We start from the raw sequence: 13,024 nt of genomic DNA, 5'->3' as shown, positions 1-13,024 counted from the left end.
CTTCCTAAACATTACCTTCGGCCATAGCAACCACAACTTTACGAGCACCAGTAAAACGCGAACGAGAATGAGCAACAAGCATATTATCCAACATCAGAATGTCTCCAGCCTGCCATGGAAATTTGATTGTGCACTCGTCTAACACACCACGAATTTCAGCCAAAATAGAGTCTTCGATAGGAGAACCATCTCCGTAATACACATTACGTGGCAGGTTTTCTTCGTCTACGACAGATAACAAAATTTCTCGAATATTGGCTTCAAGGTTAGAGATATGAAATAAGTGCGCTTGATTGAACCAGACCATTTCGTGAGTTTTAGGATGCTGAGCAACAGCCTGACATACCTGACTGGTTCTTAAGTCACCATCGAGATTCCATTCAAAGTTAATTTTATTGGCCAGACAAAAACGTTCAACTTGTTTTTTATCTTCGGTTCCAAATACTTTTTCCCATGGCAGATCGAGTCCATTCCCATAATTGCGAACGTATTTTAATTTTTTAGAATCAAAACGTTGGCGTATTTTAGGATCTATTTTATTGTAAATTAGGCGGCTATCAGCAATCGGGGTTTCACCTTCAGTTTCAGCTGGCGTAATACAGTGGAACCAAATTTTCATCGGCCAATTAAGGGTATAAGCCTGCTCATTATGCAGTGGGATCTGTTGATGTGCGGGATACTCTGTAGTGGTATAAACACCATCGCCAAGATCGGTTCTTGGCGTAGAAGCAAATTCATAATTAAGTAATGGCGAGCCAAACGAACGAGCAAACTCTTGAAATGGTTCTTCACCTATCGTGTCAAATCCTCGAAATAATACCCCACCAGCGCGTAGCAACTCTTCTTCAACAATCTGATGTGCATCTTGCAAATAGTCCGATAATCGCCCGCCTACAGTAGGGGTGACAATCTTCGGTAAATCATGTTCTGCAAACATAGGATTAATACGTAAATTAGTAGTTTTGCTCATAACTCAAGTCTCATGTGAAAAATAATAATAAAAATAAATTGAACTTTGAATGGTAATGATAATAATTATCAGTATCATATAGTCTTAAGTCACATTTTGAAACAAATATTAAACATTAAAGTGAGATGTAAACTAAGCATGAAACAACCAACTGCGTTATTTAACATAGTGATTAACACTGAAGAACAATTCTCTATTTGGCCGAGTTATAAACCAGTTCCAACTGGCTGGAAAAAAACAGGATTTGAAAACAGTAAAGAAAACTGCTTAGAAGAAATAAACAATGTGTGGACAGATATGCGCCCTGCGTCATTGAAGAACGCACTAGCATAATTTTAATTATCGTAAATCAGCATTAACATAGGATGTAGTATGCTCAAATCTAAACTAGCTAAAGCCATTAGTTTTTCATTAAAACCGCAATATCTAATGATGACTCTTCTCGCAACCTCAACATCTGTATTTTCATCAGAACAAGATGTAAATAAAGGCGTAACAGAAGACGTACAGGTTACGAGAGTAGTCGGAATTAAACAGACTTTAACCAGCAATATTGCCCAATCGACCATGCGTTCAGAAGCTGACTTATCTAGTGTTCCGCGCTCGGTACAAGTCATCAACTCAGAGGTAATGGAACAACAAGCTGCTTCAGACCTGAGTGATGTGGTGCAAAATGTCAGTAACGTAACAGAGCACAATAACTTTGGTGGTACACGCGATTTATTCAAAATCCGTGGTTTTGAAGCCAATGTTTATGAAGATGGGACTCGAGTTTACGGCGTAGCTCAAGACAAAGCCGTTATTGAAGATCTCGAATCTGTCGAAGTAGTAAAAGGCCCTGAATCTGTTTTGTATGGGAATATGAGCCCTGGTGGCCTGATTAATCTGATCAGTAAACGTCCAACTCCAATTGCACAAAATCAAGTAAAAGTGACAATGGATGAACACGGTAAACAACGACTCAGTGTGGACTTCAGCGGCCCTGCGAATGACGATGGTACAGTGCTATACCGTCTGGTGGGTGTGTTTGACGATTCTGAAAGCTGGCGTGATGCTTCTGACAGTAAACAAGTATTCATTGCACCAAGCCTTAGCTGGCTAGTCACAGACGATACGACACTCACATTCTCTTATAAATACAATAAAGAAGAACTTCCTTTCGATCGCGGTACATTAGCTGTTCGCAATAGTAGCAATACAGGTTGGGAATTTTTAGATATTGATGAGAAGCGTCTGGGCACTGATTTCTCTCGTCAGGAACGAGAAGTCCACAAGTTTGGTTTTGACATTGATCATGACATTAACGACTACTGGTCTATGCGCTTTAAAGCACGTAATTATGAAAGAAAATCGTCGGCCGAACGTGTACATTTTTATGCATCATCAGCAGCATCTCAAGCCTCCCCATATGGGTTTCCAATGTATTTTGAAGATCAATATAAGAAAGCTTTTGATGGCACGATCAACCGCTATATCAACGGCAGTGAGCAATCCAGTAATACTCAATTATATTCTTGGGAGAATAACATTGAATTTTATACTGGAGCACTCGAACATCGTACAATCATAGGTACTGATTATACCTACTATAAAGAAAAAGAAGACCAATCAGCATCGGCAAGCTGGAGTAAAAATGATTTTGCGCCTTACTCAAAAGGTGTACTACGTACCCCAAACACAGGTAGCGGAGTATTTGATTATTATAGTGATGATCCTTCCCAAGCATCTCATCCAAATGACATGTATGACGTAAGACAAACTGAGACCGAACTGACTGAATATAGTGTTTTCGTCCAGGATTTGATCGAATACAACAACTGGAACTTCGTACTTGGTGCACGTTATGACGTCTTTGAAGCCGAGTATGCGGAAACTTGGGATCCAACTGTACAGCAAGGCGCTCAAGCCCTTGGTCAGACCCTCAAAAATACCACTTCAAAAAGCCCTAAAGAAAAAAATATCAGTGTACAAGCGGGTGCTTTGTATAAATTAAACCGTCAAGTATCCTTGTTTGGTAACTTTACTGATTCTTACCTACCGAATCAAAAATTTGACAGTGTTGCAAATGAATGGGTTGAAGCCCAAAACGGCAGACAATTTGAAGTCGGTAGTAAATTATCGCTATTAGGACACCGTTTGAACTTCACTGCGACGGTCTACCACACAGAGCTAAAAAATGTGGCTTATGCGGGTGATATAACGGGTAGTTACGACGTTTATAAACAACAAAGTCAAGGCTTCGAATTAGATGGTGATTATACAATCACAGACGATCTAACCGCTCTATTCTCATATGGTTATACAGACGTTGAATTTATTGATGCTCCAGATGACATTAGCGAGCCTGTAAACGTACCTAAAAATAATGCAAGCCTTTGGTTAACATACCAGGCAAGCCATGAATGGGGGATTGGTAGTGGCGTTCGTTACGTTGGAGATCGCGCAGGTAACCGCCGTCTAGAATACGATTATACTTTAGATGCTTACACGCTAATCGATGCGGCTATTTGGTATGCACCAGACTTTGCTGATAACGATCTAAAACTTCAACTAAATGTGAAAAACCTATTTGATGAAGGATACTACACCGCGTCATCTGATTCATCTCAGAACGCAGTGTACTTAGGTTCACCAAGAACAATTTCATTGAGTGCAGCATATAATTTTTAATATTGTATGAGTATGAATGATTAAGACAGAGGGACTCATTGAGTCCCTCTTTTATTGGAGACTTGAATGAAAACACTTTTTTGCTTTCCTTCTTCAGGCAGTGCAGCCAGTATGTATCAGCCATGGAAAGTATTATTAGCACAACAAAATATTGAACTGGTCGCATTAGAATATCCAGCGAGAGGGACTCGCTTCTGCGATAACCCCGTTGATTCAATCGCAGCGTTAACGCATGACTTGCTCGATCAAATTAAACCCAAGATAAAGCATACAACAGGGTTTGCCTTTTTAGGTCATAGCTTAGGCGGGTTGGTGTGCTTTGAAACCACACGCTTATTAGGCAAGTTAAAACTGCCTTTGCCTTCACAATTGATTATTTCGGCACGTCAAGCGCCACTCTGTCATCTCCCATCATCCTTATCGAGTAGACAAACCGATGACGAGATAATTAAAACATTAAAAACAATGGGCGGGATAGCAGATGAAGTGTTAGCTCACACTGAATTGATGGCATTAATGTTGCCTATAATCAGAGCCGATTTAAAACTCAATGAAGAATACAGCTGCAGCGATACATCCGCAATATCAGTGCCAATCACAGCGATATATGGCAGTCATGATCCTGTCGTCGAAAAGCGTAATGTCGAGCAATGGTCTTCATTCACAGAGTCAGAGTTTGAATTAATAGAAATGCCAGGTGACCATTTCTATTTCAATCAGAATTTACCACTATTCTTAACCACAATTGCTCAACAACTCCGCAATAAAATGACTATTATTTAGTGAACAAAGGGGTTGGCGTGACGCCTAATCCCTGCCATTCAAAACAATATCTATCTGGCGACTGGCGTTTAATCTTTTTCACAAAATGAGGCTTTGGCGTGCCGACCGCAATCGCACCTACGACCTGATCTTCAGGCTTCATACCAAACATAGGTTTAACATCATCACTCGCTAAAAATGTATACCAAAGACCAGAATATCCCATTAAATGCAATCCGCTCATGATGTTCTGAGCTGCGGCTGCAGCGCACAATCGTTGGTCCCACAATGATACTTTATGTTCTGGATCAAGATCCGTTACCACCATAATCATCATAGGTACCGCAGCAATATCTCTTGCAGAACGGTACGCTTTATCTTTTAGCTCACAATTATCACTTTGACGTTTGTATAACTCCAACGTCAAATCACCTAATTTTTGCATGTTATCACCACGGGCAACAATAAAACGCCACGGTTTCACATTACCGTGATCTGGTGTTGTCATCACTAAGTCAAACAAATTCCGCAGTTCTGCTTCAGATGGCGCAGGATGACCTAACTTAGATAAGCTATATGAACGGCGATCAAGCAACGATTCCAATGGATTCATTATTAAATTCCTTCTCTTTTTTATCATATGTATTTTCAGTTGACAGCCAATGACCAACAGACTGACATTGTCCCTGAGTACCCTGCTCTAATATTAATACTTGATGGCATAGTGCTTGAAGTAAGGTTAAATCATGGGTAATCAATACTAGGCTGATTTGGCGTTGTTCCTGAATCGACTTCAGTAACGAGATCATTCGGTATCGATTTTCCTGATCTAACGCTGTCGTGGGCTCGTCTAAAATTAATAACTTAGGTGACAGAATTAAGGCTCTCGCGATCATAATACGCTGACGTTGTCCGCCTGATAATTGATGTGGATAACGGTTTAAAAACGCGGTAGGTAAACCCACATCAGCCATGATCGTATCGAGTCGAGATGATAGGTTTTCTGTTTGTAATTGCGCCAGACACCCTTCTGTGAGCGTTTGGGCAATCGTTAGTCTAGGATTTAAGCTAGAGGCGGTATCTTGAAATACGAATTGTATTTTATGCCGATGGAGTCGTAACATTCGACGTTTTTCATTAAGCCAATCATGACCATCAAAATAAATAGAGCCTGTCGCAGGCATCAGTCTTAGTAGCGCTTTTGCTAACGTGGACTTTCCTGAACCACTCGGACCTATAATTCCAATACTTTCGCCTTCATTCAACGAAAAATTAATGTTATCCAATAACCTCTGCGGTGCGCTCCACCAGCCTGTAGACTTCACATCAACAGTTAAATTATTTACAGTAAGCAAGGTTCGCTGACTAGGAGAAACAGGGGGATCAAAATGCATAGGTCTCAACAAGGCTTGCGTATATTCATGCTTAGGCGTGTTGAATAGAAGTAAGGCTTGGTTATGCTCGATAACCTTACCCTGTTGTAATACCATCACTTGATCTGCAACTTGCCTTACCATGTGCAGATCATGCGAGATGAGCACGATAGCCATGCCTGTTCGAGCTTGGATCTGCTTTAGCAACAGCAAAATTTGCTGACGCACCTCGGGATCAAGAGCCGTCGACGGCTCATCTGCAACAAGCAACGTCGGGTTATTCACAATCGCCAGCGCAATAAGCAATCTTTGCCTCTGCCCTCCTGACAATTGATGTGGGTAACGGGTTTTTAAGTCTGAAGATAAACCGACTTGTTCAAGCAACTCATCAATACGTTGATTTAATAATTCAGTATTACCCGCTCTAAATGACGTACCCGATTTATGATGTAATGCAATGGCTCGTTTAAGCAGCCATTCGATACGTTTCACAGGGTTGAGTGCTGATAAGGGTTCTTGCGACACCATTCCAACCTGCTTTCCTCTCACTCTCTGCCACTGAATATCAGAAAAGGTTCGACTATTTTCCCCATCAATATTGATGCAGCCACTAGCCACCCCCACTTTAGGTTCAATACCAAGTAATAACTTGGCTAATAGCGTTTTTCCAGCTCCACTTTCGCCAACCACAGCTAAGGTTTGGCCCCTATCCACTTGAAAATTAATGTTATCTAGCAGCTTAGCTTTTCCAATCGAATAACTTAGTCCTTCAACTTTCAGCATGATGTTTATCCTTATACGGGCTCAACCATTCTTGTATTGCTTCACTCATCAACACCACTAATGTGACAATAAGTAAAATAGCACCACAGCCCGTTAATCCTAACCAAGGGGCATGCAAATTGTTTTTACCTTGCGAAATCAACTCCCCCAAAGAAGGGTAACCGACAGGTAATCCGAACCCCAGAAAATCTAACGTAATGAGCGAGCCTAAAGCCCCTGAAAATACAAACGGCAAACTACTTAAAGTAGCAATAAGTGCATTTGGCATAATGTGTCGCCAAATTATCCGCCAATCAGGGACACCAACAATGAGTGCAGACTGGATATATTCCAACTGACGTGTTCTTAATACCTCAGCTCGCACTAACTGCGCTAAATAGTGCCAACCAAACAAGGCTAGAATCATACTTAAGGTGAAGAAACTCGGCTGAATAAGACTTGATACAATCATCACCACAAACATCACCGGGACCGAGCCCCAAATTTCACTAACACGCTGACCAAACAGATCGACTAACCCGCCAAAATACCCTTGTAACGTACCTGCAACTAACGCTAACAAGGCAATGTTGACAGTAATAAAAAAGGAGAAACCAAGACTAATCCGTATACCATAAAGAAGCCGTGCAAACACATCCCGCCCCTGATCATCCAATCCTAACCAGTTTTCGGATGTTGGAGGTGACGGATAACTCAGCTCATAATTAATGGTACTGTAGCTGTAATGCACAAACGGCCATAACGCCCAGCCTTGCTTTGCAATCTGTTCACTCAAAAAAGGATCGGTATAGTCTGCTTCTGAATCAAAATCGCCACCAAACTGAGTTTCGGGATAACTGACTAGAATAGGAAAAAATAACGCGCCCTTATAACTAATAAGTAGCGGTTTATCATTCGCGATTAATTCTGCAAACAGGCTAACAAAGAACAAGATTAAAAAAACAATCGCAGCGTATTTACCGCGTTTTAGTGTACTCAATCGACGACTGATCTTCTTTGAATTATCAGGCAAATTGACATCACCCTGGCTAATATCCATCATCCGTTTACCTCGGAAAAATCAACGCGTGGATCAACCCAACGATATATCAAATCACCAACCAAATTCAGAACAAGACCCAGTAACGAATAGCAATATAGAATACCTAATACCACAGGGTAATCTCGTTCCAATAGCGCCTCAAAACCTAATAATGCAACACCATCTAGCGAAAAAACAATTTCAACAAGCAAGGTGCCACCAATAAAAATGGACAGTAAGTCTGAAGGTAAGCGAGCTACGATCACTAACATACTATTCGGTAATACATGATTGAAGATTGCGCTTGTCCGACTTTCCCCCATGCAAATAGCCGTATCTAAATAAGGTTGAGCCATTTGGTCAATAATAGAATTACGTGTTAAGACAGTTAACGAAGCCAATCCACTGGCAACACAGGCTGCAACAGGTAAACATAAATGCCAAAAGTAATCGAGAAGCTGCCCTGTAACGGATAAATCAGCATGATTTGCAGAAACCAGTCCCCGTAGCGGAAACCAGCTAAAAACACCACCAGCAAATAAAATCAATAACATAATAGCGATAATAAAAGTCGGCACTGCATAAGCGATAAACAGCAGTAAGCTTGATGTCGAATCAAACATACCACCTTGTTTATTCGCCTTCATCACCCCTAATGGTATTGCGATTAAATAGGTTAGGAACAAAGTCCAAAACCCCAAGGATAAAGAGACTGGAAGTTTAGAAAAAATTAATTCAGTAACAGGACGCTTACTAAAATAACTGTTCCCTAATTCGAATGATAAATAACGACTGAGCGTTTCAGTATAGCGTTGCCATATAGGCTTATCAAAACCATATTCTCGCGCAATTTTGTCTCGCAACTGGTCATCAATAAGCTGACCATTAGTTATTTGGTCGGTCTCATCGAAAAGCGCATTGGCAGAACTATCAATACCTTGCTGCTTGGCTAAGGCGGCCTCTACAGGCCCACCAGGCAACCACTGAAGCAAGAAGAAATTTAACGAGATAATAATAAACAGCGTCGGAAATACTAACAGCAAACGACGAATAAAATAAAAATTAAGCATATTACTTCGAGCGCTCATCCCACCAGAATTCAACTTCATAACCATATTTTGGTGCTTGTAACGGTTTTTCAATATAGTGCTGATAAGCAACTAATTGAAAGTTACGCGCCCACAGTGGTAAATAGTAATAATTCCATTTCAATACCCGATCTAATGCGCGCCCGTAGGCTTGCGTATCCACATAACTGTCTGACTGAACAAGTCCTTCGACAAGGTTATCAACGGCAGGATCTTGAATACCACTGATATTATAACTTGAAGCAACACCCGCAAATTCAGATTTAAGTGATGAACGTAACTCAGTATTTGGCGGAATTCGAACCTTATATTGACTAGGGGTCATATCAAACTGACGTTGCATTAATAATTTGTAATATTCAGTACCTGTTTTGATTGTTATGTTTGAGCTAATACCCAATTTTTTCAGTGTTTGAATATAAGCGCCAATCGCAGGTTTCATGGTTGGTGATGGTAATAAGAAGTTAATCGTCATCACCTCGCCCGTCACACTATGGACCAACTTATTATGTTTAACTTTCCAACCGGCCTCTTTTAATAAGGTTTGTGCTGTTAATAAATTATTACGGTTACGACCTGAACCATCCGTGCTTGGTAGTGTAAATTCACTTGATAATACCTGTTCCGGCAATTGCGCAGACAAGGGGGTTAATATCGCTTTTTCCTGTGCGGTGGGTAATCCCTCTGCAGCCAAGAAACTATTATTAAACAGGCTTGTAGCTCGAGTATATTGATTATTAAATGCTTTTTTATTTAACCACTCAAAATCAAACGCAGTAACCAAGGCTTCTCGCGTTCTGCGGTCAGCAAATTTAGCTTGTCTTAAATTAAATACCATCGCTGTAACAAAAGAAGGGGCGTCGTAATTAATCTTATCTTTAACAACCGTTCCAGAGTCAAACACGTCACCTTGATATAACTTATTCCAGCGTAATAAATTGGTTTCAGCAATATAATTTACATCGTTGGTTTTAAGCGCTTGCACTGCTGCATTACGATCGCGGAAATACTCGACTTTGATATTCTTAAAGTTATATTTCCCCTTATTGACAGGTACGTTTTTACCCCAATAATCATCTCTTAATTCATACACGATCCCACGACCAGGATCCACAGAGGTTACTTTATAAGGGCCTGAACCAATGGGTATATCAAGCGATGGCTGCGTAAAGTCTTTATGTTGCCAGATATGCTTTGGCAATACAGGTAAGTTACCCGAGTTTAAGATTTGTAAGCGGCTACCATCACCACCAAAATTAATTTTTACCGTTAAAGGGTCAATAACTTCAACCGACTTAACCATTTTAAAACGTGATTTAATATTACTTAAACCACTTTCACGATACAGATTTAGCGAGTACGCCACATCTTCAGCAGTAACAGGATAACCGTCACTAAACTTTGCTTCTTTTCTTAAAAAGTAAATAACTGAAGAATAATCATCCGCAATTGTCATCTTTTCAGCTAACCAACCATAACGGGTTTTAATCTCATCTTTATCGTGACCACGAACAGTTAAGCGATCATAAAGCCAGAATAATCCTCTCGGCTTTTTACCTAAATCGATAAATTGATGTAAAGAATCAAAGCTTCCCATTTCCGCCATGACCAACTCACCTTGTTTAGGCGCATTAGGATTCGCATAATCAAAATTGCTAAAGTTCTCGGTATACTTTGGTTCACCATACAAGCTGATACCATGACTGGTATATTCGGCCAATACCGGGTGACTAAATGTTGCGATTAAAACTAACGCGCCCCCTAATAATCCACGAATAGATTGCTGTATATCCATTAGCTAGCTTGCTCCATAGTTAGTTCATTCACATCATTTTTAACGAGGGATAGTTGCCCTGCATCAACACGGTATAATTTATCTGCCAGGTGGAAGTAATGATCGTCATGTGTAATGGCGATAATCGTTTTACCGCGCGCTTTAAGCTCTGGCAATAACTCGGTATAAAAAACACGGCGGAAAGTCGGATCCTGATCGGCAGCCCATTCATCAAGTACTATGATGCTGCGATCTTCAAGGTAGGCTAATAATAATGCCAAACGCTTGCGTTGCCCTTGAGATAATTCTGTGGTGCTAAGACGACCATCAACAACTTCAACTTTATTATTTAAAGCGAGTTTCGTTAGGTAGTGTTCAACCAGTTCTGGATCGGGCTTAACCCCATTTTCATTAATAATATTCTTAAATAAATAAAAATCAGCAAATACCACAGAAAAATGATTACGATACCAATCCATATTATTTTCATTAATCACAGTATCAGAAAATGTGATGGTTCCACGGTGGGCGCTATATAAACCGGTAAGCAGGCGTGCGCAAGTTGACTTACCACTGCCATTCCCACCAACCCAGAAAATCAACTCACCTTGATTAATCGTTAAATTAATTGGCCCAACAGCAAAGCCTGATTCGCCATCTTCACTCGGGTAATCATATTCAACTTGGTCTAGCTGAAGTGTTTTCCATGATGTCTGAAGTGCAGGAAGTGAATTCAGTTCATTGTTGTCTTCTGCTAAATCTAACGATGATACTTTGGCATAAGCGACAGAACCAATGATCAGCGCAGGTAATGAACCAACAAATCCCGCTAAAGGCGAACGCAAGAACAGAATTGCCAGTGCATAACCCGTCACTTGTTCCGACGTCCCAATCTGGAATTGGGTATGCATAAGTAAAACAAGTGCAATCAAGAGTAAGACCGATGTATTTATCCAACTGCCATTAAGCACTGTAAGTCGATCTGCTTTTGTATCTAAGATTCTCGCTTGTTCTGCTGAAGTCTGTAATTGAGTGTGATAAAAAGACGTACGGCGTTCTTGACTTAATTTAAGCTCATTACGGCCTCGCAGCATGGCATCATAACTGTCAAATAATACGTCATCATTTTCTCGTACTCGTTTTTTATAATCACGAGATGCCATCATTAACCGGCGACCGAAAATAATCGATACCGTACTCATCACAAGCGTCGCGATAAAAAATGTTGCAGACAACCAAAACAAATACCCATACGTAAATAATACAACCGATGCTCCAAAAACAACAAAAGGTAAACTATTAAACGCTTGGCTGATAGCGGTTATATCTTTGGTTAAAGTGGCAAGAATAGTCGGCTGGCCTAACTGATCAATCCGCTCAACAGACATATTCATTAATCTGCGACTAATGCTCAGCCTTAGCTCATATACAACACGATGACCTAACCGAGTAATCTGAGATTGAGAGATATAACTCAATCCAAATAATAAGAATATGAGAGCAAAAAATAAAGTGATTGGAAAATCAGCACCGACACTTAATCGACTAATCGCTTCATTAATAAATGCGATAACTGATACACCTGCTGCAGCACTTAAAGCACTGAGAAATATTGCGACTATAAATTTTGAATAGTCACCTTTTAATAAAGACAGAATTAACTTCGCGTTCATGATAAACAACACTGCTTGTTAGAATTATGATCACAACACATTAAAATGTTGTTGTTTTACAAAAGTGTGAAGATGTTAACACTAATCATTCTTATTTTCACATTGATTTTATAAAAATAAAAGTCTGCTTAGTCTGGCATTCAAACAGGTGGGATAATCAAGGTTTATGAGAACCTTAAATTTAACCTAAAATGTAGTGATGTAATGGATGCCTCAGCATCTGTGTCCAATGTAACTTGGCATACAGTATTTATGAATTACAGACAGTTACAACCAAAAAAAGCCTGCTATCTCAGCAGGCTTTCATTTTTCTATTCACTAGCACTAACACCATCAACTCAAATATGACGCCACATTCAAGTTAAGACAGCCTTACAGCGCAGCAGCTTCTACTTCAGCTACAAGCGCGTTTATTTGCGTGATATTGTCTGTCATTTCAGCTCGGAAATCATCAGCAACAGTTTTAACAGGTAGCGTAAGGTAAGTTTCAAGCTGTACCACTAACAACTTCAATAACGCAGAGTAAGTCGCTGTATTTTGCTCTTCTTCTAGCGCTAGCAATGCAATGTTAATCGCAAAGTGTTTTGTTTCTGGCTGGTCTGCTTTAGCTAAATGTTTATTTACTTTTAACTCAGCGTAATCAACGAACTGTAGTTTGATGTCGATGTCATTGTTTAGCTTTTCTAAAAATTGTGTATTGTCAGTCATAAATAGGCCTTTGTTGTTAAATGCTTACTTAAACAATAAGTAGCACGATTTTGAGAAACGTCAAACGAAAAAAGCCTGCTCAATGAGCAGGCTTTTCCAGATTCCAATTGCTTGGAAAAATAAGTGGTCGGTGATAGAGGATTCGAACCTCTGACCCCCTGGTCCCAAACCAGGTGCGCTACCAAGCTGCGCTAATCACCGA

General features: G+C 40.2%; 11 protein-coding genes and 1 tRNA gene. 3 read left to right on the top strand and 9 right to left on the bottom strand.

Annotated elements, in window-relative coordinates:
• Positions 1 to 4 precede the first annotated feature (4 nt).
• Positions 5 to 970 (bottom strand): TauD/TfdA family dioxygenase, encoded by a 966-nt coding sequence (locus HRT96_RS08210; protein WP_293154786.1) that lies wholly within the window; start codon positions 968 to 970, stop codon positions 5 to 7.
• A gap of 138 nt (positions 971 to 1,108) precedes the next feature.
• On the opposite strand from HRT96_RS08210, the gene HRT96_RS08205 reads away from it, so the two are divergent.
• The 3 genes from HRT96_RS08205 to HRT96_RS08195 all read left to right on the top strand — a co-directional run bounded on the left by HRT96_RS08205 (position 1,109) and on the right by HRT96_RS08195 (position 4,423).
• Positions 1,109 to 1,303, top strand: coding sequence for an MbtH family NRPS accessory protein (locus HRT96_RS08205; RefSeq protein WP_293147086.1), 195 nt, complete (start codon positions 1,109 to 1,111; stop codon positions 1,301 to 1,303).
• A 39-nt stretch (positions 1,304 to 1,342) separates the two neighbouring features.
• Entirely contained in the window at positions 1,343 to 3,640 is a 2,298-nt protein-coding gene (locus HRT96_RS08200) for a TonB-dependent siderophore receptor (protein WP_293154783.1), read from the top strand.
• A gap of 66 nt (positions 3,641 to 3,706) precedes the next feature.
• Complete coding sequence (locus HRT96_RS08195) at positions 3,707 to 4,423, top strand: thioesterase domain-containing protein (protein WP_293154780.1); 717 nt, start codon at positions 3,707 to 3,709, stop codon at positions 4,421 to 4,423.
• Here the strand turns inward: HRT96_RS08195 and HRT96_RS08190 are convergent.
• From HRT96_RS08190 to HRT96_RS08155, 8 genes are all read right to left on the bottom strand, one after another.
• Positions 4,416 to 5,015, bottom strand: coding sequence for a nitroreductase (locus HRT96_RS08190; protein WP_293154777.1), 600 nt, complete (start codon positions 5,013 to 5,015; stop codon positions 4,416 to 4,418). The genes HRT96_RS08195 and HRT96_RS08190 overlap by 8 nt on opposite strands.
• Positions 4,990 to 6,558 (bottom strand): ATP-binding cassette domain-containing protein, encoded by a 1,569-nt coding sequence (locus tag HRT96_RS08185; RefSeq protein WP_293154774.1) that lies wholly within the window; start codon positions 6,556 to 6,558, stop codon positions 4,990 to 4,992. The genes HRT96_RS08190 and HRT96_RS08185 overlap by 26 nt, the downstream gene beginning before the upstream one ends.
• A complete protein-coding gene (locus HRT96_RS08180; RefSeq protein WP_293154771.1) occupies positions 6,545 to 7,600 on the bottom strand; it encodes an ABC transporter permease in 1,056 nt (351 codons plus the stop codon). Before HRT96_RS08180 ends, HRT96_RS08185 begins: the two co-directional genes overlap by 14 nt.
• Positions 7,597 to 8,649 carry an ABC transporter permease subunit gene (locus tag HRT96_RS08175; RefSeq protein WP_293154768.1) on the bottom strand — a complete coding sequence of 351 codons (1,053 nt, stop codon included), beginning with the start codon at positions 8,647 to 8,649 and terminating at the stop codon, positions 7,597 to 7,599. The genes HRT96_RS08180 and HRT96_RS08175 overlap by 4 nt, the downstream gene beginning before the upstream one ends.
• 1 nt (position 8,650) lies before the next feature.
• Positions 8,651 to 10,462: an extracellular solute-binding protein gene (locus HRT96_RS08170; RefSeq protein ID WP_293154765.1), complete on the bottom strand. Its 1,812-nt coding sequence runs from the start codon at positions 10,460 to 10,462 to the stop codon at positions 8,651 to 8,653.
• Positions 10,462 to 12,114 carry a cyclic peptide export ABC transporter gene (locus HRT96_RS08165; RefSeq protein WP_293154762.1) on the bottom strand — a complete coding sequence of 551 codons (1,653 nt, stop codon included), beginning with the start codon at positions 12,112 to 12,114 and terminating at the stop codon, positions 10,462 to 10,464. The genes HRT96_RS08170 and HRT96_RS08165 overlap by 1 nt, the downstream gene beginning before the upstream one ends.
• 372 nt (positions 12,115 to 12,486) lie before the next feature.
• Positions 12,487 to 12,822, bottom strand: coding sequence for a hypothetical protein (locus tag HRT96_RS08160; protein ID WP_293154759.1), 336 nt, complete (start codon positions 12,820 to 12,822; stop codon positions 12,487 to 12,489).
• Positions 12,823 to 12,946: 124 nt separating this feature from the next.
• Positions 12,947 to 13,023 (bottom strand) — tRNA-Pro (locus HRT96_RS08155).
• Position 13,024: the final 1 nt, after the last annotated feature.

It is taken from the genome of Moritella sp. (genome assembly GCF_013215705.1).
Lineage (GTDB): Bacteria > Pseudomonadota > Gammaproteobacteria > Enterobacterales > Moritellaceae > Moritella.
The sequence above is the reverse complement of the archived record's forward strand: the minus strand, read 5'-3'. Positions and strand labels throughout refer to the sequence as shown.

Bases quoted from the DNA above. Each gene is read 5' to 3' on its own strand.
- HRT96_RS08210 (WP_293154786.1), bottom strand. From the start codon at position 970: ATGAGCAAAACTACTAATTTACGTATTAATCCTATGTTTGCAGAACAT.
- HRT96_RS08205 (WP_293147086.1), top strand. From the start codon at position 1,109: ATGAAACAACCAACTGCGTTATTTAACATAGTGATTAACACTGAAGAA.
- HRT96_RS08200 (WP_293154783.1), top strand. From the start codon at position 1,343: ATGCTCAAATCTAAACTAGCTAAAGCCATTAGTTTTTCATTAAAACCG.
- HRT96_RS08195 (WP_293154780.1), top strand. From the start codon at position 3,707: ATGAAAACACTTTTTTGCTTTCCTTCTTCAGGCAGTGCAGCCAGTATG.
- HRT96_RS08190 (WP_293154777.1), bottom strand. From the start codon at position 5,015: ATGAATCCATTGGAATCGTTGCTTGATCGCCGTTCATATAGCTTATCT.
- HRT96_RS08185 (WP_293154774.1), bottom strand. From the start codon at position 6,558: ATGCTGAAAGTTGAAGGACTAAGTTATTCGATTGGAAAAGCTAAGCTG.
- HRT96_RS08180 (WP_293154771.1), bottom strand. From the start codon at position 7,600: ATGATGGATATTAGCCAGGGTGATGTCAATTTGCCTGATAATTCAAAG.
- HRT96_RS08175 (WP_293154768.1), bottom strand. From the start codon at position 8,649: ATGCTTAATTTTTATTTTATTCGTCGTTTGCTGTTAGTATTTCCGACG.
- HRT96_RS08170 (WP_293154765.1), bottom strand. From the start codon at position 10,462: ATGGATATACAGCAATCTATTCGTGGATTATTAGGGGGCGCGTTAGTT.
- HRT96_RS08165 (WP_293154762.1), bottom strand. From the start codon at position 12,114: ATGAACGCGAAGTTAATTCTGTCTTTATTAAAAGGTGACTATTCAAAA.
- HRT96_RS08160 (WP_293154759.1), bottom strand. From the start codon at position 12,822: ATGACTGACAATACACAATTTTTAGAAAAGCTAAACAATGACATCGAC.